We start from the raw sequence: 22946 nt of genomic DNA on the forward strand, positions 1-22946 counted from the left end.
ATGACCGAAGACACACGAATCGGCGTCGATATCGGTGGCACGTTCACCGACTTCATCAGCATTGACGAACAGAGCGGGACGGTGCGCGTCGTAAAGACGCCCTCTGTCCCCGAAACGCCGGAGAAATCGGTCGGCAACGCGCTCCGCGAAAGTGGGGTGGACGCAGCGAGTCGGCTCTCACACGGCACGACCGTCGTCACGAACGCCATCCTCGAACGGGCGGGGGCGGAGACGGCGCTCGTCACCACCGCGCCGTTCGCGGACATTCTGGAACTCGACCGACAAGACCGCGACGACATTTACGACCTGTCGTACGAACGAAAACAGCCGCTCGTCCCCCGATATCGGTGCTTTGGGGTCGAAGAGCGCATCGGCCCCGACGGCGAGGTCGTCACGGAACTTGACGAGGCTGCCGTACAGGAGATTGCGACGGTGCTCTCAGCGGCGAACATCGAGTCGGTCGCCGTCTCGTTTCTCCACTCCTATGTGAACGACGAACACGAACGGCGCGCAAAGGAACTGCTCGACGCCGAACTCGACGTTCCGGTGACGACCTCCAGTGAAGTACTCCCCGAGTTTCGCGAGTACGAGCGGACGAACACGACGGTGTTGAACGCCTACGCGCGCCCGGTCGCAGAGACGTACCTCGACCGGTTGACGAGCGAAATCAACGCCCACAGTGACGTCGATGAAATCGTCGTCATGCGCTCTGACGGCGGCGTTGTGCCTACGAGTGAAGCCGCACGGTTACCGGTCTACCTCGGCGTCTCTGGGCCTGCGGCGGGCGTGACTGCGGCTACCGCGCTCGCCCAGCAGGCCGGGTTCTCCGACATCTTCACTTTCGACATGGGCGGGACGAGCGCGGACACCAGCCTCGTCAGAAACGGGACGCCGGAAATCACGAAGGAGGGAACCATCGGCGAGCAGGCCGCCTCGATTCCGATGTACGACATTCGGACCATCGGCGCGGGCGGCGGCAGCATCGCGTGGGTGGACGACGGCGGCCTGCTCAAAGTCGGGCCGCGGTCTGCGGGGGCAGACCCCGGGCCTGCGTGCTACGGCCACGGCGGTACGGAACCGACCGTCACCGACGCGAACGTCGTCCTTGGCCTCATCAACCCGGACGCCAACTTCGGCGGCTCTATCGACCTCTCGAAACAGGCGGCAGAAGACGCCCTCACCCCGCTCGCGGAGAAACTCGACTGCAGCGTGCGTGAGGCGGCACAGGCCGTCTACGATATCGTGAACATGAACATGGTCGAGAGTGCGCGGGTGTTGAGCGTCCAGCAGGGCATCGACCCGCGAGAGTTCTCCTTTGTCGCCTTCGGCGGGGCAGGCCCGCTCCACGCGGCCGCGGTTGCCCGCGAACTCGGGGCCAGTCGGGTCGTCGTCCCGCCGCGCCCCGGCATCCTCTCTGCGGTTGGACTGGTGTACTCCGACGTGCGGCGCACCGCCAGCAAGACGAACATCAGCCGACTCGCGGACACGCCCGCGACGACGCTCGAACAGCAGTTCGCCGCCCTCGAAACCGCTGCGCGCAGTGGGATTACTGTCCCCGAGTCGGCGACGGTGACGCGCCACACCGACCTGCGCTTTGCGGGCCAAGCCCACGAGATTAGCGTCGAGACGCCGACCGCGTTGACCGATACAGCCCTCGACGCGCTCGCAGACCGCTTCCGGGAACGCCACGACGAACGCTACGGCTTCGTGATGGCGAGCGACATCGAGGTGGTGACCTGCCGCGTCGCGGTGACCGTCCCCGGCGAGAAGCCAACCATCCAGTGGGACATTGACGACGCCGCAGAACCAGAAACCCGCGAAGTGTACCTTGATGGCGACCACCACACGGCGACCGTACTGGAGCGCCAAACCCTGCCACCGGGCTACGAGACAATCGGCCCGGCAATCGTGGAGATGGAAGACAGCACGGCCGTTGTCCTCCCGAACCAAACCCTTCGCATCGACGACCACTACAACATGATTCTGGAGGACGCAGATGAGTAACATCGACCCGGCAACCTTAGAAATCGTCAGAAACTCGCTGCACAGCGCGGCCGAAGAGATGGGTGAGACCCTGCTTCGTACTGCCTACTCGTCGGTGATTCGAGAGGCGAGAGACTGCTCGACCGCGCTGTTCGGCCCCGATGGCGACCTCATCGCGCAGGCAGAGCACATCCCGATGCACCTGGGGTCGATGCCGTACGCGCTTGCCCAGAACTTCGAGGTGGCCGCGTCGCTCAGCGAAGACGAGATTCTGGTGTTCAACGACCCGTACCACGGCGGCCAGCACATCGTGGACATCATTGCCTTCCACCCGGTGTTCGTCGACGGCGAGCGCATCGGTTTTGCGGGCAGTATCGCTCACCACATCGACATGGGTGGGCAGGGTGCGGCCAGTTTAGGAACGGGCGTTTCGACCACCTACGGCGAGGGCTTTCGCTTCCCGCCGCTCGTTCTCGATACGACGAGCCGCGAGTTCGACAACTTCGTCCGCACGCTCGCCTCGAACGTCCGGGCGAGCGAGTACGTCATCGGTGACTTCAACGCCCAACTCTCGGCGAACCGGCGCGGCGTCGAGCGCCTGTCGGGCATCGCCACGAAGTACGGCGTCGAGACGTACAACGAGGTGCTCTCAGAACTCGACAGCTACGCAGAGCGGTTCATGCGAACTCGCATCGCCGCACTCGAAGACCGCACCGCGACGGGAAGCGAGACGGTCGAAATCGAAGCACCCGGTGACGACCCCGTGGACACCACGGTTCGCGTCGAAGTCACCGTCAAGGGTGACGAACTGACCGTTGATTTCACCGGGACGGCCGACCAGTTCCCCGGCTACATCAACTCGCCCATCGCCTCGACGCACTCTGCTGCGTACTTCGCGGTGTTGGCGTCGCTCGGCGGTGCAGAACTTCCCATCAGCGCCGGCGTCTACCGGCCAATTTCCATCGAAGCGCCGTCGGGGACGTTAGTGAACCCGACCGAACCGGCGGCGACGCGCGCCCGAATGAAGACGTGCTGTCGCATCTACGACGCCGTGCTCCGGGCGCTCGCTGACCTCTCTCCGGAACACGTCCCGGCGAGCGCATTCAACAGCACGACGCCCATTGTGTTCGCCAAACAGTTCGCAGACCACACCGAGGTGTTCATGGACCTGCCCGGTGGTGGCTGGGGAGCCTACCCCGGTGGCGACGGCGCGTCCGCGACCACGAACCCGCTGCAAAACGAGATGAACATCCCCATCGAAGCCATCGAACAGGACCACGAGTGGCTTCGCGTCGCGGACTACAGCCTCGTACCCGACAGCGGCGGCATTGGCGAGTATCGCGGCGGGCTCGGCGTTCGCCGCGCTTTCGAAATCGCCTCCGGTCCCGCGAGCGGCACGGGCTACGCTGGCCGCCTCGAAAACGGCGCGTGGGGAGTAAACGGCGGCGGCACTGGGATGACCGGCGACACGTCTGTCACGCGATCTGACGGCGAGCAATCGCCGCTCGGCACCGTGTGGGATACGCCCCTCGACACCGGCGACGTCGTCTCGGTGACGATGGGTGGCGGTGGTGGCTACGGCCCACACGAAAATCGCGCCGTCGCGCGCGTCGCAGAAGACGTTGCGAGCGGCTTCGTCTCGTTCGAGCAGGCGATTGCCGCCTACGATGTCGAATCCGAGGTACTCACCGACGCCCTTGCCGACCTGCTCGGTGACGGGTTCGAGGCGTACGCCGCCTACCACGGCTGGCCGACCGTCTGAGACGGGCTGGTTGCCGCGTTTCGAATTGTTATACCCCTTCAGCGCCATCTCGTCACATGACAGGCCCGATTCCCTCGCTCGCAGACGGCCTCTCGTTTGCAGACGACCACGTCCTCGTGACCGGCGCGGCAACCGGCCTCGGCCGCCATATCGCGCGCTCGTTCGCGGCAGCGGGGGCGACGGTCTCCGTCATCGACATCGCAGAAACACCGCGCGACGAACAGCAGTCGGTCGTTGCAGCGATTGAAGCACAGGGCGGAACTGCAGCCTTCTTCCAGACAGACCTCACCGACAAAACGCAGGTGCGCGAGAGTATCGCGGCGGCACTCGACCGGTTCGGCCCTCTCGACGTTTTGGTGAACAACGCGGGAGTGAACCACCTCGGGAGCGCAGATGAAGTTTCTGTTGATGAGTGGGACGAAGTTCTCGCGGTGAATCTTCGCGGTGCGTTTCTCACCGCCCGCTATGCGCTGCCGTCGCTACTCGAAACCGGGGGGAGCATCGTGAACATCGCCTCTACGGCGGGCTTACACGGCTCGCCGGGCTACGCCGCCTACGGGCCATCAAAAGCGGGGCTGGTGAATCTGACGCGCCAGCTCGCGGTCGATTTCTCGCCCGAGGGCGTGCGCGTGAACGCCGTTGCGCCGGGTATCATCGACGCGGGCATGGCAGCCCAAGAACTCGACGACCCTGAGACGGTTGCCTACAAGAAAGAACAGACGTTGGTACCGCGCTTTGGCACGCCACAGGACGTGTCGAACGCGGTGGTGTTCCTCGCGAGCGATGCCGCGTCGTTCGTGACGGGTGAAACGCTCGTCGTTGACGGTGGGTGGTGCGCTTAGGTTACTCGTACAGCGAGTTGTCGATTTCCGTGTCCGAGAGTTCGAACGGCCAGACGACGTTGTTTTCCTGGTTGACAATCTGTGACGCCAGCGCTGGCACCGTATCCTTGCCCCACAGTGCTTGGTGGAACGGGCCGTCTTCGGTCCAGTCGAAGTTTCCTGCAGACCCAGTGTGGGGTTCGAGGTCGATGACCGCCTGTTCCCACGATTCGACCGAGAGCTCTGCTTTGCCGCCGATTTCCGCCATCACCTTCTCGACGATTTTGAGGTTGTCGTACGAGAGCGATCCGGAGGACCCAGGCACGGCGCTTCCGTACTCAGACTGCCACGCGTCGGCCAGTCCGATCTCCTTGGTGAGCTTCGGGATTACGCCGATGTTGGTCATCCAGAGCACGCCGTTTGCGGCGTCCCCGGCGAGGTTGATGGTTTCGGGGTTCGACGGCACGAACGTGTGCATGAAGTGGGTCTGGTCGAAGCCGGTCTGTCTGAACTGCTTGATGAGGTTCGCCCCCGCAGACGGCGCGGTCTGGACTGCCCAGACGATGTCCGGGTCGTTCGAGCGAATCCGGGTCAGCAGCGACGTGAAGTTCGTCTCATCGACTGCCACTTCGTCTTTCGAGACGATGTTCCAGCCACCTTCCTCTAAGTAGGACGCGGTGGCGTCCATCACGGACGTCCCGTAGGAGGTAGTCTCGCCAATCATCGCGATGCGCTTGTTCTCGTACGGGAAGTAACCGTCACCTGCCTCCTGCATCCCGTCTAAGAACTGCTGCCAGCCGAGGCCGTACGCCTCAGACGGCGGGCTCATCTTGAACACGTTGCGCATGTCCTGGCTTTCCATCTTCTCGTTGATGGCCGCGCTCACCGAGTTCGAAATCATCTGTGGGACGCCTTTCGCTGCGGTGACTTCGACCACCGCGAGGCTCACGTCACTGTGGAAGCCACCGGCAATCATATCGACTTCCTCTTCGTCGATGAGGAACTCGACCGCGCTGCGGCCTTTCGCTGGCTCGGACTCAGAGTCACCGAAGTAGAGTTCCATCTGCGTGTCAGAATCGCTCGCGTTAATCTCCTTTGCCGCGAGTTGTGCGCCCTTTTTCAGCGCGTCACCGATGTTCGAGGCTGGCCCGGAGAACGGCCCGTACACACCGATTTTGAGCGCGTCGCCGCTGGAGCCACCGCCGCCACCGCCGCCACCGCTGGTGGTCGTCTCTTCGCCGCCAGAACCGCTCGTGGTAGTCGTTCCGTCTGCGCCTTCGTTGTCGCCGAGACAGCCAGCAACCATCGACACGGTCGCTGCGCCTCCAAGCGTTTTCAGGAACCGACGACGCTGCGAGGAGTAGTCTTCCTTTGTCATGGTGTTACATAACATGAACCGATGATAAAACAATTCCGATGGCTGATTGTCGGATACTGCCCAATAATACGGGACTAATAAAAACGTAATTTAGTTGTCTGTGGTGGTAGTTCCACACCAATCGAGCGCCGTGAGCGCGAGTGCCTGGGCCGTTTCGACGAGCGAGTCGAGTTCTACGTACTCGTCTGCGCCGTGGATGTTCTCACCCGTGGGACCGAGCGTCACGGCCGGGATGTCGTAGTAGAGGTTGTAAAAGCGCTCGTCGAGTCCGGCGTCGCCGCCGATGAACTCGCCGGTGCGTCCGGTGACACTCTCTGCGTTCTGTTTTGCGAATTTGACGATTTCCTCGTCCGTCGACGTTTCGTGTGGGTCTGCGCTCCAGCCGAACCACTCGATGGTGGGTTCGTGTGCAGACAGCCAGTCGTCGCCCGCGACGGCACCTTTGACTGCCGCTTCGACCTGTGCGCGAACCTCCTCGCGGGTTTCGCCCGGCGGCCACCCGATGCGACACTCGATGACGGCTTCGCCGGGCACCGTCGAGGGCCAATCGCCGGCTTCGATGACGCCGACGTTGAGGTTGGTGACGTTCCCGGCGGCGTCCGGGTCGCGGTTGGTAATGGGCGCGTATTCGATTCTGGCTTTGCGCTCTTTGTCGAGGTCATCGAGCGCTTGGTAGATTTTACACGCCTTCCCGATGGCGTTTACGCCCTTGTAGCCGCGCGCGGCGTGTGCCGACTTCCCGGGTACCGTGACGCGGAAGTACATCACGCCCGCGCTGGCGATTCCGACGTTCGGAACCATCCACGGCTCCGGGACGATGGCCGCATCCGGCTGGTAGCCCCGCTCTAACGCAGAGAGCAGGCCACCAACGCCGCCGTCTTCTTCCTCAATGGTTGTCTGGAGGATGAGGTCGCCCACGAGGTCGATGTCGAGTTCCGAAAGCGCCTGATACGCGAAGATGAAGGATGCGACGCCACCTTTCATGTCGGCGGTTCCGCGCCCGTACATTCGCCCGTCTTCGATTTCTGCGCCCCACGGTTCGTAACTCCACGCGGAGGTGGGGTTTGGCGACACCACGTCGACGTGCCCGCTGAAGGCGAGCGACGGCCCATCGCCTGAGCCTTCGACGACGGCGGCGACGTTCGGTCGGCCATCGTACCCGTACTTTGCGAACGATGTCGTTTCGAAAAAGCCCGGATGTCCGCGGAGTTCTTCTACATCTGGCTCCCACACGTCAGGCGAAAGCCCGAGTGATTCGAACTTCTCGATGACGACCTCTTGGACGGGGCCTTCGTTCCCGGTGACCGACTCCTGTTGGACGAGATCCGAAAGCAGGGCGAACAGTTGGTCGCTGTTTTCCTCGATATACTCACACACTTGTGTTCTAGTTGTTGTCATGCCACACTGGCCTCGTGTTCCCATTTTCGCAGAGTACCCTAACTGTATGCCTCCCTGTGGTATTGGCCGAAAATCTTGACGACTCAACGCCGCACCGATGGCTGGCACCCATTGCTATTTTACCACGCTCGGTGAACGTTCCTGTGAATGTCTACCACGGATACGAACTGGGGGGAGAATCGAGCAGCGGCGATGTTCAGTTTCGACCTTGACGCAGAAGAACTCTGGCGGACGAAAATCGAAGCCGACCCCGCGTACGACAAACCACCGATAAAGACCCGCGGCGAGTTCGGGCCGAACGTCGCGGTGCCGCGCATCCTCGAACTGTTCGAGCGCTACGACCGCACATGTACCTTCTTCGTCCCCGGGAAAGTCGTCGAATCGTACCCCGAAACCATCCAAGCGATTCACGAAGCGGGCCACGAGCTGGGCCACCACGGCTACACCCACACGAACCCCGCGAACATGACCCCAGACGAGGAAGAAGAAGAACTGAAACGCGGCCTCGATGCGTTCGACGACGTCATCGGTGAGACGCCGGTCGGCTACCGAAGCCCCGCCGCAGACCTGAGCAACAACTCGCTTTCGCTGCTCGCAGACAACGGCTTCACCTACGAAAGCAGTCTCATCGACACCGATATTCCCTACTTCCACGATTTAGACGGCGAGCGCGAACTCATCGAAATCCCGTTCGAGTGGAGCCTCGATGACTGGCCGTTTTTCGGGTTCAACATGTATCCACCGCTTCCCTACCAGAGCGGCATCTCACCCACGCAGCCCGTCTTCGACACGTGGCGACGCGAGTTCGACGGCCTCCACAAGCGCGGGCGCTGTTTCGTCCTGACGATGCACCCCCAAATCATCGGCCGCGCGGGGCGCATCGACATGCTCGAAGAACTCCTCCAGCACACCATCGCCACGGGCGATACGTGGGTGACCAGTGGCGAAGCCATCGCAGCCCACTGGCGGGAAACCCACTGATACCCCTTCGAGTTAGCAGGTTTCAGCGATTGCTTCGACGACGACGTCCATCCCGACTTCGACCTGCTCAGGCGTCACGACGAGCGGTGGGATGAGCCGCAACACGCTGCCGTAGCGACCAGCACTCCAGACCAGTACGCCGCGCTCGTAGCAGTATTGCTGGATTTCTTTGACCACGTCTTTGTCCGGTTTGCCGTCGCTGTCGACGAACTCAACGCCGGTGAACAGCCCGCGGCCGCGCACCTCGATGATGTTGTCCGTCTCGTCTGCGGCCGCTTGCAGGCGCTCGCGCATGTAGCCGCCCATCTCGCGGGCGTGCGCGAGAAGGTCGTGCTCTTCGATGTAGTCGATGGCGCGAATGCCGCCGACCATCGCGGGCACGTTGCCACGGTAGGTGCCGACGTGGCCGCCCGGCCCCCACGTATCAAGGTCTTCGTGGTACATCGTCGCGGAGAGTGGCAGGCCAATGCCGCCTATCGCCTTCGCCATTGGCATGATGTCCGGCGTGAGGTCTTCCCAGTCGCTTGCGAACCACTCGCCGGTTCGCCCGAATCCGGTCTGGATTTCGTCGACGATGAGCGGCACGTCGTTGGCCGTGGCGAGTTCCTTTAGGCGGGGGAGAAAGCCCGCCGGTGGCGTCACGACGCCGCCTTCGCCCTGAATCGGTTCGACCCAAATGCCGGCCGGGTTCGCCAGCCCGCTGTAGGGGTCTTCGAGGAGTTCGCGGACGTTTGCCAACGCCGCCTCCGCGGCTTCTTCCGGCGACTGCTCTTGTCGCGTCGCGTAGGGGTAGGGGACGTGGGTCACGTCACCGAGCAGTGGGGTGTAGTCCTCTTTGTACTTCTTGCCCGCCGTGAGGCTCAGCGCACCCGCACTCCCGCCGTGATACGAGCCACGGAAAGCAATAAGCCCGGAACCGCCCGTGTTGTGCTTTGCGAGTTTGATGGTCGCCTCGATGGCGTCACTGCCGGTCGGCCCGCCGAACACCACGCGGTTGTTGTCGGGGAGCGCGCCGGGCGCGATGTCGTTCAGTCGCTCGATGAGTTCGAGGCGTGCCTCGGTCGGGAAGTCGACCGTGTGGACGACTTTCTCCAGCTGTTCTTGGACGCCTTCGAGGACGTACGGGTTCGAGTGGCCGACGTTCAACACGCCAATTCCGGCGAAGAAGTCGAGAAACGTGTTGCCGTCTGCATCGCGCACCGTCGCGCCCTTTGCTTCCTCGATGGCGATGGGGACGCGCTTTGGATACGCGACGGCGTTGCTGTCGATTTTCGACTGCTTCTCGATGAGTCGCTTCGACGCTGGGCCGGGGACGTTCGTGGTGACGTCCGGTGCGTCGTCGAAGTGGATGTCGTGAATTCCTGGACTGACCATGCGCTGCATTCCTCAACTGAGGACAAAAAGTTTACCAAATAATCGAAAAACGCGCGAACATTCGAACTTTGTCCAATAAAACTGGGTGTCGAAGAACGGTGCTGTGGGTGTGTGAATCCGAATTTCTCCTGTCATAAAATACGTGTTCGGTGTCCTGTGGTCACTCGTCGTTGTTCGAAGGGTCGACGATGACCACGGGGCGCGTCGTGTTTCTGAGGATGGTCTGGACGACGCTCCCGAACAGGACACTCTCGACCGCGCTGCGCTTTCTGCCCGACAGCACGATGGCGTCTACGTTAATCTTGTCTGCAAGCGCGAGAATCCCGTCCCGCGGTGGATACGGATGGTCCACGTCCCGGATTTCGGCTTCGATGTTGTGCTCAGTGAGCCACTCGTGGGCGGCCTGTACCGCGCCGACGCGCTGGGCGCTCTGGAGTTCCCTCGACGCTTCGAGTTCTGTGCCGTGTAACACGTGGGTGAGCGTCACCATCACCGTCTCCGTTGCGTTCGGGAGCGAGTTCACGTAGTGTGCCTGCGAGAGCGCGCTCTGTTCGTCTGTGTCAATCGGCAGGAGGACCCGATACTTCGAGCCCCCAAAGATGGGTGAATCGACTTCTGTTGCCACTGTTGTTCCCCAACCCTCTCTAGATGCGAGACGAGCGCATAATCATTGGTAGTGCTTGGCATGATTTTCCAGTTTGCCAGTGCGTCCGGGAGTTGGTCACTCGACGTGAACCGTCTCGTCAAGCGCAGGCGCACTCGCGTCGAACCCCTCACCCTCTAACTCCGCTGCAAACGCCTCACACCGGTCGCCGTGATTGAGCAAGACTGGCGTGTCTGTGTAGCTGGCGAGGAACTCTTTAAGCCCCTCTCGGTCGGCGTGGGCGGAGAAGTCGTACGCCTCCACTTGGGCACTCACGGGCATCACCTGTCGGTTGATTTCTGCCCGCCCGTACTCCAGCAGTTCACGACCCGGCGTGCCTTCGACCTGATAGCCCGTAAAGGTGAGTTTGTTCACTGGATTCGTTCGAATTTCGGGGACGTATGTCATCGCCGGGCCGCCGGTGAGCATCCCGCTCGTGGTCACGATGACCGTGTTCTTCCGGGCAATGCGTTTTCGCTGGCCGTTTTTCCCGGTCACGAACCGGGCGTTTGATTTCGCCCGCTTGAGTGCGTCTTCATCCCGGACGTACGCGGGATAGTTGCGCAGCATCTGCGTGATGTACTTGCCCATCCCATCGACGTAGCAGTCGATGCCGTGGGCCGCACAGATGTGGAGGAGTTCCTGGGTGCGGCCAATCGCAAAGGCGGGAACGATGACGGTGCCGCCCTCTCTGACCGTGGTTTGCACGCTCTCTGCGAAGCGGCGTTCGACCTGCTCGCGCGGGTCGTGGTCAACGTCCGAGTAGGTCGATTCACAGAGCACCACGTCCGCCTCGGGCCGGTCGGTTGTCCCCGAGAGCAGACGGGTGTCGTCGGTGTGAAAGTCGCCGGTGTAGAGCAGTCTTGTCTCGCCGTCGTCTACGAGGACGTGGGCGCTGCCGGGGATGTGTCCGGCGTTGTAGAACGTGATTTCGTGCCCGGCGGCCTCGAACGTCTCGCCGTAGCCGTGTTCTTTCGAGACTTGCGTCATCCGGCCGACTTCGACTTCGGTGAACGGGCAGTCGTAGGTTCCGCCGTGGAGTTTGAGCGTGTCTCGACAGAGCGTCAGGGCGAGTTCGCGGGTCGGCGGCGTCCAGTGAATCGGCGGTCGTTCGGTACCCGACAGCAGCGTCGGCAACGCACCGATGTGGTCTAAGTGACCGTGTGAGACGACGACGGCTTCGGGCGAAACGTCGCCAACGGGGTAGGCTGGCGGGTTGCCGGGGGCCATCCCGTAGTCTAAGAGGAGGCGGTCGTTTACGAGGATGGCACTCCGGCCAACCTCTCGCGCCCCACCAAGAAAGCGTAGCTTCATCTGGCAGACGTTACTGGCGCTGTTCGTTTGCCTCCATCGGTTCAGATGTCGCCAAACAGCGTCGGGAGAATCCGGAACTCAGCGTACCCGCCATAGGCCGTCTCAAGTGCGCCAAGCCACCAGTTCCAGCGCTGGGAGAGCGAACTGTGTTTCGGGGCGTCGCGCAGGTTCGCAACGATGTCCTCGACCGTCAGCTCGTGGCCGTGGTCGCGGGCGATTTTCCCCGAATCGGCTAGGTCACACGCCTGACGGACGACGACGCGCAGCTCGTCTGCATTCGGGTCAAACTCCGCCGTGAGTGCCCGTTCGAGCCGCTTTGAGTCCATGATGGCTGTGTGTTCGTTCCGGACGCACTTGATGCTTCGGTGATTCATACTGACAATTCGGCTGTTTTCGACCGGTTCCGGTCTTCTCCCGGTGTTCTGTCGATATGCGCTCGGGCATATCGGGTGACGTTGACAGGGGGCACAATCTCAGGACACGTACCCGGCTGGTCGCCCCACCAACCGGGGGAAAACGAGGTTTCGATGTGCTTTTCAAGCGCGACCATATTTACACACGCATGGCAGACTTTCAGGTCGTCGTCGCTGACCCCGAGTCCGGCGAGACCTTTCAGCGCGACATCGAGGGACAGGATGCGAACCGATTCATGGGCAAGTCCATCGGCGACGAGGTAGACGGCAGCGCCGTTGGCCTCTCCGGTTACACGCTCGCAATCACTGGCGGCTCCGACAACACCGGCCGCGCGATGCGCCCAGACGTCTCCGGCCCGAACGTCAAGGCCATCCTCCTCACCGGTGGCACGGGCTACAAACCAGAGCGCGACGGCGAGCGCCGCCGCATCACCGTCCGCGGCCGCGAAATCAGCGACGAAACGCGCCAAATCAACGCCAAAATCACCGCCCGCGGTGACGAGTCAATCGAAGACCTCCTCGGTGAGGGCGACGGCGAAGACGAAGAATAACGCTGATTTTTGGCGGTTTAGTTTTCCGCACCTCGCTTCGAGAGTGACACGGCTTTTTCGCTCACAAAGCGCAGTACCTTTCCGGTCAGCGTTCGTGGTCTCAGCAATGGCTGACAAGATTTCGAGTGACAACCCTTCGGTGACGGAGGTTCGCGCTCGCCTCACTCGCCGCGGTCGAACCGACCGTCCGTCGATTTCCATCCCCGAAGCGTACCACGACGCCTTCCCCGTCGGCGAGGTCGTCCGACTCGTCCTCGACGGCACGCAGTATCACGCACGAATCGAATCACCCCTTGGCAGCGACGGCCCGGAGTTCCACGGCGCGTTCGACAACGCTCGCCTCGCACGCGCCGCCGGTGAGGGCGAGAACCACCTCGACGCGTGGGTCAAATCCTCCGGGCGCTCGTTCGACAGCTCTGTCCTCGTCGATATCGTCGAAGAGGGATTCCTCTACGGTATCAGAAAACCAGGCGAACGAGCCGTGTACACGGCGGTTGAAGCCCCGAATTCGAGCCTCACCGATATTGCGCGGTCGCTCGACGAAACTTAGATGTGCTGGAGCGAGCCGTAGAGAAAGAGCCCAACCGCGAGGTGCTGGCGCATGGCGTCTTCGATGCGCTCGCGGGCCACGCCATCGTTTTCGGTGGAATACTCTTTTGTTCGGACGAGTTTGTGCATCTCAAGGACGTTCTCGGCTTCGAGCTCGTGCAACGCCGGATACACCGTCCCCGGGCTGAGGTGGGCGTTGAACAGCTTCGAGAGGTCACCCAGGAGTTCTTTGCCGTGGGTTGCCCCCGGAAGCCAATGAGCAAGAGCAAAATCTCTGCTAAGTTGTCCTTGACAATCGATTCCTCAAACACGAACTCGATTGTAGCGAGTTCGCCCTCTCGCTCACCGTCTGCGGCGAGCGCTCAGAGGCGACGATTTCGACCAACAATCTGGGCGAAGCCTTCGAGGAACTCTTGTGCACCGTGACTGACGCGGTCGCGCCCGACCTCCCGCCGGACGAGGCGCTTCGCATCCTCCTCGCGGCGACGAACTTCGAGCGCTAAGCCACACCGTTTTTATTTACTGCGCCGATAGCACGGCCATGAGCGAAACTGCGCGTGCGGAGTTCCTTGCTGGTGAGCGTACCGACGACGTGTTGATTTTCTTCGCCGCCCACGCCCTCTCGAACCCGGAGGCGCTTGCAGACCACGGCGAACTGCGAGACGAAGGCGTCGTGATGGTGCTCCCCGGCGAACAAGGCCGAGCGATGTACGAGAAAGCGACCGGCGTTGACCCAATGACGTTCGCCCAGCGGGCGATGGGCACCGAAGGTGACATCGGCGGCGACCTGCTCTCTGCGACCTGCCCGCGAAAGTGGGACGACGAGTCCGACGATGACCACCAAGTGCGCAACATCTTCGCGTTCGCAGAGGAGCAAAACGAGGAGGTCGGCGGCCTGTACGCGGAAGGGAACGTCATTCACGCCTACGCCCACTGTACCTGCGGGGCGGCCTACTCAGACCGCTGGGTCGTTGGCGACCGCGACGCCTGAAACGCCGTCGCTCGTGGCGACGTAAGGGGGGTGGGGGGTAGGGGCACAGAGAACAAATCGACAAGTGGCCCCTGTGGCTGTTATTGCAGTATTATGATATAAACGTTCGCCCTCTTTCGAGGCGCGAGTGCTATTCGATGTCGCCGTCTGCGTCGTCTTCCGCAGACTCCTCGACTGCGAGTCGCTCGAACGCAGAGAGGATGGCCTGTTTAGTCACCGCACCTTGGGTCGTCCAGTGGTGAGCGTAATCGAGCATATCGTTGTAGATGTCAGGTTTACAGCCTGCGGCTTTCGGGTGGCCGCCGCCGTTTACCTGTTCGGCAACTTCGTGACACCGCTTGAACGTCTCGGTGCCACGAATCGACGCACTGCCTGCGGGTTTGACGATGACGGCGGCGTCAGACCCCTGTTCGCGGAGGGCCTCTGCGACCTCGTTTTGCGAACACCGGCCGTAGGTGACGCCGACCGTCCACTCACCGATTTCGTGGAAGTTGGCACGCGAAATCGCCTGTTCGATGAGTGCCTCTTTTTCGACGCGCATCTCGGCTAAGAACTCCGCTGCTTCTTCCGGAAGGTCTGCACCGTGTTCTTGGATGAGTTCTGCGTACTCCTCTGGTTCGCTCCAGTAGGCGAGGTCTGCGAGGTCGTCGCTGCGTGGGTCTTCGCGCAGCCAGAGGTCGTGGTCGCGCGTGACCGCGGCGAGGTCGACTAAGTAGTCGGGGAACTCGAAGTCGATAGAGCGAAGCGCCACGTCCGCGGTACACTCCTCTTCTGAGTTGCCAATAACGAGTTCGACGCCCGTCTCGCGGACGGCCTCGGTCACTTCGTCGTTCCACTGGTGGTGGTCGTACCACGTCACGTCTGCGTGGTCTACGAGCAGGTGCAGCTCTTCGTCAACGTACTTGAACTTGTCCGGACAGAGGTCACAGATGAAGACGCTTGCGCCGGGTTCTGCGTACGCTGCGACGCGCTCCATCGCGTCCTCTAAATCGTAGGGGCTAGCGCCGACGAGCGCGGCCTCGCCGTAGGCGGCGCGGATGAGCGCCACACACGCGAGTCCGTCTGCGTCCGGGTCTGCGATGACGACGGTCGAGGCACCGTCTACGGCTTCCGCGACTTCTTGGTCTTCGAGTTCGTCTTCGAACGAATCGGGGGTGAAAAAGCCCGTCCCCGGGAGTACGGATTTTCGAGACAACGAGAGGTGTTCGTCGTCGATGAGATAATCGTCCATACGCACCCGTTGGGCTGGCAAGGAAAGAACGCCTCGGTTGGCGAGACGAGCGATTTCGGTTACTGGCTGGCTTCGCCTTCGAGCTGTCGAACCGTGAGAACGGGCACCGAACACCGGCGAACCACCGTCTCCGCGACGCTTCCCAAGAGGAAGCGGTGTTCGCCGTGACGGCCGCGGGTGCCGGTTGCGACGACGTCGATGTCGTTGTCGCGGGCGTACTCGCAGATGACGCTCGCCGGGCGGCCGGTTTCGATGGCGGTGACGACCTCACCAGCAGCGCCCGCTTTCACCGCCGCAAGCGCCTCGTCTGCGGCGTCTTCGAGCGCGTCGCGGAACTCCGCACGGATGCTGTCGGGGGCGGTGTCAATCTCGCTGTCATCGATGACGTAGAGGGCGTGGACCGTGGCATCGAAGCGGTTTGCGAGGTCGAGCGCAACCGTCACGGCTCGCTCGACGCTAGCTGAACCATCGGTTGCGATGACCACGGAGTCAATCATACGCTCTCGTTTTGCGCGATGATGTATAAATTCTGCCTGTCGCGCCCTCGGAGCCTTTTTTAGGTGGGGCGACCCAGGTTGGCACATGGCTGCGCCCGTTTCAGTTGACACGGTGCTCGCTCCCGTCGACGGCAGCGAAGCCTCGATGCAGGCTGCCGAATACGCGCTTGCGATTGCCGAACGTTACGGCGCATCGGTTCACCTCCTCAGTATCGTGAGCGAAGACTCCGTCCGTGCGATGGCGACAGGCGAACTCGAACCTGACACCGTCGCAGACCGCATGGAGACGTTCGTCAAATCACTCGAATCCATCCGCCCGGAATCCGTCTCGGTTGGGCACTCTGCGGCCGCTGGCTTCTCGCTGCACCGCAAAACCCAGCACCCCGGAAGCGTCATCTTGGACGTGGCAGACGACGTGGACGCAGACTTCCTCGTCATCCCCCGCGAACCGCTTACGGGGCGACCTGACGAAGTGCTCTCGAAAGCCGCAGAATACGTGTTGCTCTACGCGAGCCAGCCCGTGCTCTCAGTTTAGTCGAATCGCCATTTCGAGTTCGAAGCTCTCGGTGCCGCTCGTCTCGAAGCCGACTTTGTGATACAGACCAATCGCAGCGGCGTTCCATCGCTCGACGGTGAGCCACACCTTTTTGACGCCTCGTGTGGCACCAAGCCCGAGCAGTGCGGTCAGCAGCTTCGAGCCAATCCCTGCGCCCTGATACGCGTGGAGGACGAAGATGGCGAGTTCGTACGACTCGCCGTCGTCGGGGACGAGCGTGGCGTGCCCAATGACATCGCCGTCGTGGCGGACGACCACGTTGTGCCCTTTCGGGACGATGTTTTCGAGCCACTTGCGGACGCTCTGTTCGCCAACCGGCGGGATGCCCTGTGCGCGGTCTGCGGGGTCGAACTCGACGTACATCGCCACGAGTTCTTCTATCGCGCCGTCGTACGCTTCGACGACAAGTTCGCGGCCTTCCGTATCGGTGAACGAAAGCGGCGGTTCCTCGAAGGGGCCTGTCACCTCGTCGGGGTAGACGTCGTGGCTCATCGGATGAGCGTCACCGACGTTCGGGAGTTGAGCAGGACGAACTCAGAGACGCTCCCCAAGTTGATTTTTCCCATCGGACTGCGCTGGCCGCCGCCCAAGACGACGCGGTCGAACTCGCCGCTGTCTGCCAGCTCGACCAGCTTGCTTCCGGGGTGTCCAGAGAGGTGTTCGATGCTCGCTTCGACGCCGTTTGCTTCGAGAACCTCGCGCACGCGTCGCTCGATGGCGTCTTTGGTGCGGTCTGATTCGGGGTTATCGAGGATGGCGATGGTGAGCGTATCACCCGTCGCTTTCGTCCGCTCGACGACTTCTGAGAGCGCGTAAAGTGAGTCGTCGGTTCCGCCGATACCCAACAGCACGTTCATACGCGGGCAAACGAGTGCTGGTGGCAAAGTCGTTATCCCTCCGTCGATACGGTTTTGGGGCCGGCGAAACAGGGTGGCATATGGCAGGTGACCCGCCCGCTCCGGACAACGCTGTGGAGCAGGCAGACGAGGACACGGACAGCGACTCCCCTGAGACACACGCCGCTTCGGACGCCACGGAATCCGAACCGGCAACTCCGGAATCGAACACCCCACCCGAGTCAGAACCCGACCGCGACATCCCCGAGGACGTGCGCGAGTACGCCCGCTTCTCGAAGATGGACGGCGCAGCCTACGACCGCGTCAACCAGTTCCTGCGCGATCGCACGTACGTGACCGCCCGCGAGTGGGCCATCGCGCGCCTCTGCTCTGACTTCCGCACCGAAACCGGCGTCGAGATGACGAAAATCGGGCGCAACCTCCCCGAACTCGTCCCCTTCATGACCGACACCTACTCGCCACAAGCGGTCAACCAAGCGCGTTCGAGTTTCGAGAGTAAGGTGCGAAAAGCGGGTGCGACCTTCCTCTACGGCGCGATGTGTGACTTCTTCACCGCAGAGGAACTCGACGACGTGATGTACGAGGCGACGGAAATCGCCAAGTTCCTCCTCGAAGTCGAGGGCGTCGATTTGACCGTGGACGAAGAACTCGCCGCAGAAGAGCGGATCTCGACGGTGATGCGCGAGGTGCGACAGGCGAGTCAGGAGTTACGGTATGAAGAAGTCGAGTGCCCCGAGTGCGGGTGCATTCACGAACCCTGAGTCAGTTCTCGTCTCGCTGTGGCAACAGCATCGCCGCCTGCTCGTGGGTGAAGGTGATGATGCGGTCGGTCGAGAGGCGGCGGACGTGGGTGTAGACAACGCCCTCCTCGCGGGCGCGCGAAATCATTTACTTCTCCGGTTCGCACGTCGTAGTCCGACGGGATGCAGATGGCGCGTTTTTCGGCTTCGTCGCGAATCACTAACAGGAGGTAGATGATGTCGTCGTTGCCCGCGCGAAACACCTCGTAGGACTCGAACGCGGCGGCCTCTCGACGATTTCGGGCATCACGCTTGGCATCATGGCCGCTTACTACTCGGACATGACCGACAACGTCATCATGCGGACGATGGACGTGCTGCTCGCGTTCCCATCACTCCTGCTCGCGGTCGCGCTTGTCGCCATCTTCGGTGCAGGCCTCTGGAAGGTCGTCATCGCGCTCACGCTCGTCTATACGCCCCGGTTCGCCCGCGTCGTCCGTGGGGCGGCGCTCAAGGTGCTCGAAGACGAGTACGTGGATGCCATCGTCGCGCTTGGGGCGCGCGACCCACGCGTGCTGTTCCGCCACATCCTGCCGAACACGCTCGCGCCCATCACCGTCCAGAGTACGCTGAACTTCGGCCTCGCCATCATCGACATCGCGGCGCTATCGTTCCTCGGCTTCGGGGCCGCGCCCGGGACGCCGTCGTGGGGGCTGATGCTCTCGAACGGGGTCACCAACGGCCTCCTTTCAGGTATTTGGTGGTGGTCGTTCTTCCCCGGGCTGTTCCTCGCCATCACCGTCCTCGGGTTCAACCTCCTCGGTGACGGGATGCGCGACGCACTTGACCCACGGATGCGCGACGCCATCGACTAATGGACGTTGGCGCGTGGCTCCGCCCACGCATTCGACTCCTCGCCGGCGCGGGCCTCGTCGGCATCGTCGCCACCGTCGCCTACGCGCTCTATCAGGGTGACGCCACCTTTGCGACGAGTCAGGTGTTCGCCCTCGGCGCGCTCGCGCTTGGCTTTGCGACGCTCGGCTGGACTGGCTCGGTGTTCATGGGGCAAGCCATCGAGACGATGCAGTCGTACCTCTCTGAGGGGGGCGACTGGACAGAACAAACTCCCGGCGCGCGATGGCGCGCATCGCCGGGTTCGGCGCGGGCATGATGGTGGGTTCGGTGCTCGCCTCGTTCGCGCTCTAACGGCGCTGGCGCGTCGGCGAGGCGCGACCCACCACGGCGTCGGGGCGAATCTTCAGCACCGTCCGCGACGCATCTGCCGCGCCTTCGCGCGGCGACTTTTTCTTGCCCGTGTAGCGCTCTGCGAGTCGGTTGAGCTGTTCTTGCCCAACGTCTTCGGTCATCTCGACCACCTCGCCGCGGATGTGGAGGTACCGATACGGATTCTCTGGGTCACTGATGGCGAGCGAGACGTGTGGGTCGCGTTCGACGTTGCGGTGCTTTCGGTTACCTGTCACCGTATTCACGTAAAGAAAACCGTCGTCGTATTCGACCCACATAGGGACGACGTGGGGGCTGCCGTCGGGGAGGACTGAGGCAAACTGCGCGAAGGCACGGCCCTCGAACAGGTCGTGGAACTCTGGGGGAATCTCGGCCATTCCCCTAGCTACGAGCCGGGAAACCAAAACTTTCGCTCAGCGAACGTTCTGCCCGACTGCCTCACCGAATTCGCCGTCTTCGTACACCAGCTCACCGCGAACCATCGTCCACTCGGGGAACACGCCGCGCATGCCTTCGAACGGCGTCCAGCCGCACTTCGAGTGCAGGTCAGCACCGCGAATCTCGCGGCTGTTGTCTGGGTCTACGAGCACGAGGTCTGCGTCCATGCCAACGGCAACGCGACCTTTTTTCGGCAGGTCGAACACGGCGGCGGGGTTCGACGCCGTAAGCTGGCGGACGCGCTCGTAGGTCAGGTTGCCTTTGCGCGCCTCTTCGAGCAGCAGCGGGAGGGCCGTTTCGACGCCGGGGACGCCGCTCGGGGCGTCCCAGATGCTCGCGTCTTTCTCTTCGCGCGTGTGTGGAGCGTGGTCGGTCGCAATCATGTCCACTGTCCCGTCGGCAACGCGCTTGTAGACGGCCGCACGGCGCTGTTCGCTGCGCAGTGGCGGGTTCATCCGCCCGAACGTGCCGAGTTCTTCTGAGTCGGCCCGCGAGAGCAGGAGGTGGTGGGGCGACACCTCGCAGGTCATGCCGTAGTCTGCAGCGATGTCGATGCCCTCGGGCGTGCTCGTGTGGGCGATGTGGAGCTGTGCGCCCACTTCCTCGCCCACCCGACAGGCGAGTTCGACGGCTTCCGCTTCGGCCTCTGCGGTGCGGAAGGCGCTCCACGCGTCGGCGTCGTCGCGGTCTTTCGCGGACTCGTCGAACAGCGTTGCGTCCTCTGCGTGGACGGTGACGGCGACGCCCTTCTTCGTGGCGGCTTTTACGGCGTCCTCGAACAATCCGGGGGCGATGCCCATGTTCCCGGTCGAGTCTGCGAGGAACACCTCACCGAGCGCGAACAGTGGCCGCGACAGCAGGCTCTTTCGACTCCAGTTCTCGGTCACGCCGCCGTTGATTCCCCAGTCTACGTACGACTGTTCTGCGAAGGCGACCTTCTCGTCGAACGCTTCACCGGAAACGGTCGGTGGCGAAGTGTTCGGCTGGTCGACGACGGTGGTTACCCCGCCCGCCGCCGCCGACTGGCTTCCCGTCTCCCACGTCTCCTTGTGGTCGTACCCCGGCTGGCGAAAGTGGACGTGGGCGTCGATCATCCCCGGTAACAGAAGTTTGCCGCTCGCGTCTACGTCTGCGTCGCCCGCGAGGGTGCGGCCGATCTCGGTGATGGTCCCGTCCGCGATGCGCACGTCGCGGCGGCGGCCGTCCGCGAGCGTCGCGTTAGTAATGAGCATGGAAGCATCTGCGCCACGGAGTACCCTAAACGTCCCGAACCGAGACGACTTCGTGGTCGCCCGGCCCGGCGAGCGAGGCTTCGAGCGCGTCGATGACTTTCTCGGGGTCCGCCGGGCCGCCCGCCTTCTCGACGCTTCCCACCGAATGTGGGTCAAAGGGCACGCCGAGGGCGTCGTAAACGGGGTCAAGGACGGCCGCAATCTCCGCGTGGTCTGCGACGATGCAGATGCCCGCGACGAGTGCCGCGCCGCGCCGGACGCGTTGGGCGATGCCGACGAGTTTCCCGTCGGCTTGCAGCGAGTGTGCGCCCGGACAGAATGAGTTCGGTGGTTCGCCAGTTGTGGCATGGACCGAGAGGCGCGCGAGCGCCGTCTGTACGTCCGCCGTGAGGCTGTCGTAGCGGTCGCTGAGGCCGCTTCGCATGTCGGAAATCGGCACGGCCCGCCCGAAGGAGACTGTCGTCCCGGTGTAGGCGACCGCGCGGCCGCCGACGTTGCGTTCGATTGGCGGGAAGCCGTGGGCGTTCGCCGCTTGTTTCGCTTGCTCGTAACCCGGCGACCCCGCATCGCGTCGCCCGAAGGCGACCTGTCGGTGGGGCGTCCAGACGCGGACGGCTGGCTCTCCGGTGTCGGCTACCCAGTCGAGCAGCCGGCGACTGGCCTCCCGGTCTGTGGCCACGGTGGCTGCCCGGCCACGAATCACGCGCATGTAAAAATAGAGTTCCCGACGGGACTAAACACCCTCCCTTGCTACTGGCAGGCGATGGTCACGCTCGACTCGTCGGTACTCGCTCGATACCCACGCTTTTCGCTCTACAACTCGCCGTACACGGCCCACGACCACGGCTGTGCCATCGACCTCTACCCCGAGACGAACGACGCGCCCTCACCGGTCGCAGGCGAAGTGCTCGACACCCGTGCGGTGCGCGCCCCACCAAAGCCCTACGCGCCGGAACACGACTACCTCATCCTCGTGGACACGGGCGAGTACGTCGCCCGACTGTTGCACGTCGAACCCGCCGTCGAAGCGGGAGACGTGGTCGAAGTCGGTGACTCCTTGGGCGAAATGGTGCGCGCCGGATTCTTCGCGCCGTGGGTGTCGAACCACATCCACCTCGGCTTTCGCCCACACGAGGCGAATCACTACCGGGCGGCGGGCTCTGTCGCACTCGACCTCGACTGCGAGGTGCGCCCGCTCGCGTGGGACGGAACGGGAACGGTGGTCGAAACCGGCGAGACGTGGGTTCGCCTCGATGAACCGGCACACCCGGCTCCGGGCGAATGGTTCGCGGGCATCGAGGGCGCACCGGGTGTCGTGCTCGATGGCGGCCTTCCCCATTACGACGGCGGGGGCGCACTCGGCAATCGCGGCGAGCAAGGAGTCACACTTGCGGGCGAACGCGTCGGCGTCGCCACCGACCGCGACGTGACGTGGGACGACATTGAACTCCGCGCAAACAGCGTTTCTCTCACGGGGCTATCGCTGTACTGTTCACAGGACACGTTCGGCGCAAAACTCGTCTTACCGGGTCACGACTTTTCGATTGGCGACGACGTGGCGCTCACGATTCGTCGGGCTTGACCGGCGTTTCGAGTGTGAGCACGACCACGCCCTGACTGGTATTTACGTAGTAGCCGTCGCGCTCTCCTTCGTCTTCGCCTTCGGTGTAGGGCAACAGCGAAAAGACGTGGCGGACCTCGTTGATTGTCGCCTGTTTCGTGAGCACGAGCTTCGGCGTTTGCTTCGAGAGGAACGCCTCTTTGAGGATGTACTGAATTGGGTGACAGTCCGTTATCGGGTCTGTCCACGATTTGGTCACGATGGCGTCTGGCGGGACGCGCTTTACGACGTGGGCGACGAGGTGTGGACCCGCTGGCACGCGATTCTCAGTGGATTCGGTCTCGTCATCATCGTCCCAGAAGTGCACGATGTCTGCCACCGAGCGAATGGCGTCCTCGAACACCGCCAACGCCATGACTAGCAGTGTCCCA

At 62.9% G+C, this 22946-nt stretch carries 26 protein-coding genes and 3 pseudogenes; 12 read left to right on the plus strand and 17 right to left on the minus strand.

Annotated elements, in window-relative coordinates:
* The 3 genes from V5N13_RS10075 to V5N13_RS10085 are packed head-to-tail and all read left to right on the plus strand — an operon-like array spanning nucleotide 1 to nucleotide 4587.
* Nucleotides 1-2004 carry a hydantoinase/oxoprolinase family protein gene (locus V5N13_RS10075; RefSeq protein WP_336360653.1) on the plus strand — a complete coding sequence of 668 codons (2004 nt, stop codon included), beginning with the start codon at nucleotides 1-3 and terminating at the stop codon, nucleotides 2002-2004.
* A complete protein-coding gene (locus tag V5N13_RS10080; protein ID WP_336360654.1) occupies nucleotides 1997-3745 on the plus strand; it encodes a hydantoinase B/oxoprolinase family protein in 1749 nt (582 codons plus the stop codon). The genes V5N13_RS10075 and V5N13_RS10080 overlap by 8 nt, the downstream gene beginning before the upstream one ends.
* Before the next feature lie 56 nt (nucleotides 3746-3801).
* Complete coding sequence (locus tag V5N13_RS10085) at nucleotides 3802-4587, plus strand: SDR family NAD(P)-dependent oxidoreductase (RefSeq protein ID WP_336360655.1); 786 nt, start codon at nucleotides 3802-3804, stop codon at nucleotides 4585-4587.
* Between the two features lies 1 nt (nucleotide 4588).
* On the opposite strand, the gene V5N13_RS10090 is transcribed toward V5N13_RS10085, so the two are convergent.
* Nucleotides 4589-5944, minus strand: a complete 1356-nt coding sequence (locus V5N13_RS10090; protein WP_336360656.1) for an ABC transporter substrate-binding protein — start codon at nucleotides 5942-5944, stop codon at nucleotides 4589-4591.
* Nucleotides 5945-6034: 90 nt separating this feature from the next.
* Nucleotides 6035-7342, minus strand: coding sequence for an ArgE/DapE family deacylase (locus V5N13_RS10095; RefSeq protein WP_336360657.1), 1308 nt, complete (start codon nucleotides 7340-7342; stop codon nucleotides 6035-6037).
* Nucleotides 7343-7489: 147 nt separating this feature from the next.
* On the opposite strand from V5N13_RS10095, the gene V5N13_RS10100 reads away from it, so the two are divergent.
* Nucleotides 7490-8323 carry a polysaccharide deacetylase family protein gene (locus V5N13_RS10100; protein WP_336360658.1) on the plus strand — a complete coding sequence of 278 codons (834 nt, stop codon included), beginning with the start codon at nucleotides 7490-7492 and terminating at the stop codon, nucleotides 8321-8323.
* 12 nt (nucleotides 8324-8335) lie between these two features.
* On the opposite strand, the gene V5N13_RS10105 is transcribed toward V5N13_RS10100, so the two are convergent.
* From V5N13_RS10105 to V5N13_RS10120, 4 genes are all read right to left on the minus strand, one after another.
* Nucleotides 8336-9697, minus strand: coding sequence for an aspartate aminotransferase family protein (locus tag V5N13_RS10105; protein ID WP_336360659.1), 1362 nt, complete (start codon nucleotides 9695-9697; stop codon nucleotides 8336-8338).
* A gap of 160 nt (nucleotides 9698-9857) precedes the next feature.
* Nucleotides 9858-10322: a universal stress protein gene (locus V5N13_RS10110; protein ID WP_336360660.1), complete on the minus strand. Its 465-nt coding sequence runs from the start codon at nucleotides 10320-10322 to the stop codon at nucleotides 9858-9860.
* A 96-nt stretch (nucleotides 10323-10418) separates the two neighbouring features.
* On the minus strand, nucleotides 10419-11654 hold the full coding sequence (locus V5N13_RS10115; protein WP_336360661.1) for an MBL fold metallo-hydrolase: 1236 nt from the start codon (nucleotides 11652-11654) through the stop codon (nucleotides 10419-10421).
* Between the two features lie 41 nt (nucleotides 11655-11695).
* A complete protein-coding gene (locus tag V5N13_RS10120) occupies nucleotides 11696-11980 on the minus strand; it encodes a hypothetical protein (protein WP_442905096.1) in 285 nt (94 codons plus the stop codon).
* 236 nt (nucleotides 11981-12216) lie between these two features.
* On the opposite strand from V5N13_RS10120, the gene V5N13_RS10125 reads away from it, so the two are divergent.
* Nucleotides 12217-12618 carry a 30S ribosomal protein S6e gene (locus tag V5N13_RS10125; protein WP_336360663.1) on the plus strand — a complete coding sequence of 134 codons (402 nt, stop codon included), beginning with the start codon at nucleotides 12217-12219 and terminating at the stop codon, nucleotides 12616-12618.
* 106 nt (nucleotides 12619-12724) lie between these two features.
* Nucleotides 12725-13168 carry a DUF7112 family protein gene (locus V5N13_RS10130; RefSeq protein WP_336360664.1) on the plus strand — a complete coding sequence of 148 codons (444 nt, stop codon included), beginning with the start codon at nucleotides 12725-12727 and terminating at the stop codon, nucleotides 13166-13168.
* On the opposite strand, the gene V5N13_RS10135 is transcribed toward V5N13_RS10130, so the two are convergent.
* Nucleotides 13165-13467, minus strand: a complete 303-nt coding sequence (locus V5N13_RS10135) for a helix-turn-helix transcriptional regulator (RefSeq protein ID WP_336361428.1) — start codon at nucleotides 13465-13467, stop codon at nucleotides 13165-13167. The two genes, V5N13_RS10130 and V5N13_RS10135, sit on opposite strands and share 4 nt — an antisense overlap.
* 241 nt (nucleotides 13468-13708) lie before the next feature.
* Between V5N13_RS10135 and V5N13_RS10140 the strand changes: the two genes are divergently transcribed.
* Nucleotides 13709-14158: a DUF5807 family protein gene (locus V5N13_RS10140; RefSeq protein ID WP_336360665.1), complete on the plus strand. Its 450-nt coding sequence runs from the start codon at nucleotides 13709-13711 to the stop codon at nucleotides 14156-14158.
* A 130-nt stretch (nucleotides 14159-14288) separates the two neighbouring features.
* Here the strand turns inward: V5N13_RS10140 and V5N13_RS10145 are convergent, their stop codons facing one another.
* A complete protein-coding gene (locus tag V5N13_RS10145; RefSeq protein WP_336360666.1) occupies nucleotides 14289-15389 on the minus strand; it encodes a DHH family phosphoesterase in 1101 nt (366 codons plus the stop codon).
* A gap of 59 nt (nucleotides 15390-15448) precedes the next feature.
* Nucleotides 15449-15886: a universal stress protein gene (locus tag V5N13_RS10150; protein WP_336360667.1), complete on the minus strand. Its 438-nt coding sequence runs from the start codon at nucleotides 15884-15886 to the stop codon at nucleotides 15449-15451.
* An 85-nt stretch (nucleotides 15887-15971) separates the two neighbouring features.
* Here V5N13_RS10150 and V5N13_RS10155 point away from each other — a divergent pair, with 85 nt between their 5' ends.
* The gene (locus tag V5N13_RS10155) at nucleotides 15972-16421 is read left to right on the plus strand and encodes a universal stress protein (RefSeq protein ID WP_332897804.1); all 450 of its coding nucleotides are present in this window, start codon (nucleotides 15972-15974) and stop codon (nucleotides 16419-16421) included.
* On the opposite strand, the gene V5N13_RS10160 is transcribed toward V5N13_RS10155, so the two are convergent.
* Together V5N13_RS10160 and V5N13_RS10165 are read right to left on the minus strand one after the other, a co-directional pair.
* Nucleotides 16413-16934 (minus strand): GNAT family N-acetyltransferase, encoded by a 522-nt coding sequence (locus tag V5N13_RS10160; protein WP_332897805.1) that lies wholly within the window; start codon nucleotides 16932-16934, stop codon nucleotides 16413-16415. The two genes, V5N13_RS10155 and V5N13_RS10160, sit on opposite strands and share 9 nt — an antisense overlap.
* Entirely contained in the window at nucleotides 16931-17299 is a 369-nt protein-coding gene (locus tag V5N13_RS10165) for a universal stress protein (RefSeq protein ID WP_332897806.1), read from the minus strand. Before V5N13_RS10165 ends, V5N13_RS10160 begins: the two co-directional genes overlap by 4 nt.
* A gap of 80 nt (nucleotides 17300-17379) precedes the next feature.
* Here V5N13_RS10165 and V5N13_RS10170 point away from each other — a divergent pair, with 80 nt between their 5' ends.
* Nucleotides 17380-18060: a DUF5806 family protein gene (locus tag V5N13_RS10170; RefSeq protein ID WP_336360668.1), complete on the plus strand. Its 681-nt coding sequence runs from the start codon at nucleotides 17380-17382 to the stop codon at nucleotides 18058-18060.
* 1 nt (nucleotide 18061) lies between these two features.
* Here the strand turns inward: V5N13_RS10170 and V5N13_RS10175 are convergent, their stop codons facing one another.
* Nucleotides 18062-18187 carry a hypothetical protein gene (locus V5N13_RS10175; RefSeq protein ID WP_336360669.1) on the minus strand — a complete coding sequence of 42 codons (126 nt, stop codon included), beginning with the start codon at nucleotides 18185-18187 and terminating at the stop codon, nucleotides 18062-18064.
* 70 nt (nucleotides 18188-18257) lie between these two features.
* Nucleotides 18258-18344 (minus strand): annotated as a pseudogene (locus V5N13_RS17165) (hypothetical protein); the annotation flags it as partial.
* Between V5N13_RS17165 and V5N13_RS10180 the strand changes: the two are divergent.
* Nucleotides 18324-18914: pseudogene (locus V5N13_RS10180) on the plus strand (ABC transporter permease); the annotation flags it as partial. The pseudogenes V5N13_RS17165 and V5N13_RS10180 overlap by 21 nt on opposite strands.
* Nucleotides 18914-19245, plus strand: a pseudogene (locus tag V5N13_RS10185) (DUF7268 family protein). The pseudogenes V5N13_RS10180 and V5N13_RS10185, both read left to right, overlap by 1 nt.
* On the opposite strand, the gene V5N13_RS10190 reads toward V5N13_RS10185, so the two are convergent.
* Genes V5N13_RS10190 through V5N13_RS10200 form a run of 3 tightly spaced genes read right to left on the minus strand, consistent with a single transcriptional unit; the run spans nucleotide 19242 to nucleotide 21663 of the window.
* Nucleotides 19242-19661, minus strand: coding sequence for a PPOX class F420-dependent oxidoreductase (locus V5N13_RS10190; RefSeq protein WP_336360671.1), 420 nt, complete (start codon nucleotides 19659-19661; stop codon nucleotides 19242-19244). The pseudogene V5N13_RS10185 and the gene V5N13_RS10190 sit on opposite strands and share 4 nt — an antisense overlap.
* Before the next feature lie 36 nt (nucleotides 19662-19697).
* Entirely contained in the window at nucleotides 19698-20954 is a 1257-nt protein-coding gene (locus V5N13_RS10195; RefSeq protein ID WP_336360672.1) for a dihydroorotase, read from the minus strand.
* A gap of 25 nt (nucleotides 20955-20979) precedes the next feature.
* Nucleotides 20980-21663 carry a lipoate--protein ligase family protein gene (locus tag V5N13_RS10200; protein WP_336360673.1) on the minus strand — a complete coding sequence of 228 codons (684 nt, stop codon included), beginning with the start codon at nucleotides 21661-21663 and terminating at the stop codon, nucleotides 20980-20982.
* A gap of 54 nt (nucleotides 21664-21717) precedes the next feature.
* On the opposite strand from V5N13_RS10200, the gene V5N13_RS10205 reads away from it, so the two are divergent.
* Nucleotides 21718-22536, plus strand: coding sequence for a hypothetical protein (locus V5N13_RS10205; RefSeq protein WP_336360674.1), 819 nt, complete (start codon nucleotides 21718-21720; stop codon nucleotides 22534-22536).
* On the opposite strand, the gene V5N13_RS10210 is transcribed toward V5N13_RS10205, so the two are convergent.
* The gene (locus tag V5N13_RS10210) at nucleotides 22517-22930 is read right to left on the minus strand and encodes a hypothetical protein (RefSeq protein WP_336360675.1); all 414 of its coding nucleotides are present in this window, start codon (nucleotides 22928-22930) and stop codon (nucleotides 22517-22519) included. The genes V5N13_RS10205 and V5N13_RS10210 overlap by 20 nt on opposite strands.
* Nucleotides 22931-22946: the final 16 nt, after the last annotated feature.

It is taken from the genome of Haladaptatus sp. ZSTT2 (assembly GCF_037081775.1).
Taxonomy (GTDB): domain Archaea; phylum Halobacteriota; class Halobacteria; order Halobacteriales; family Halococcaceae; genus QDMS2.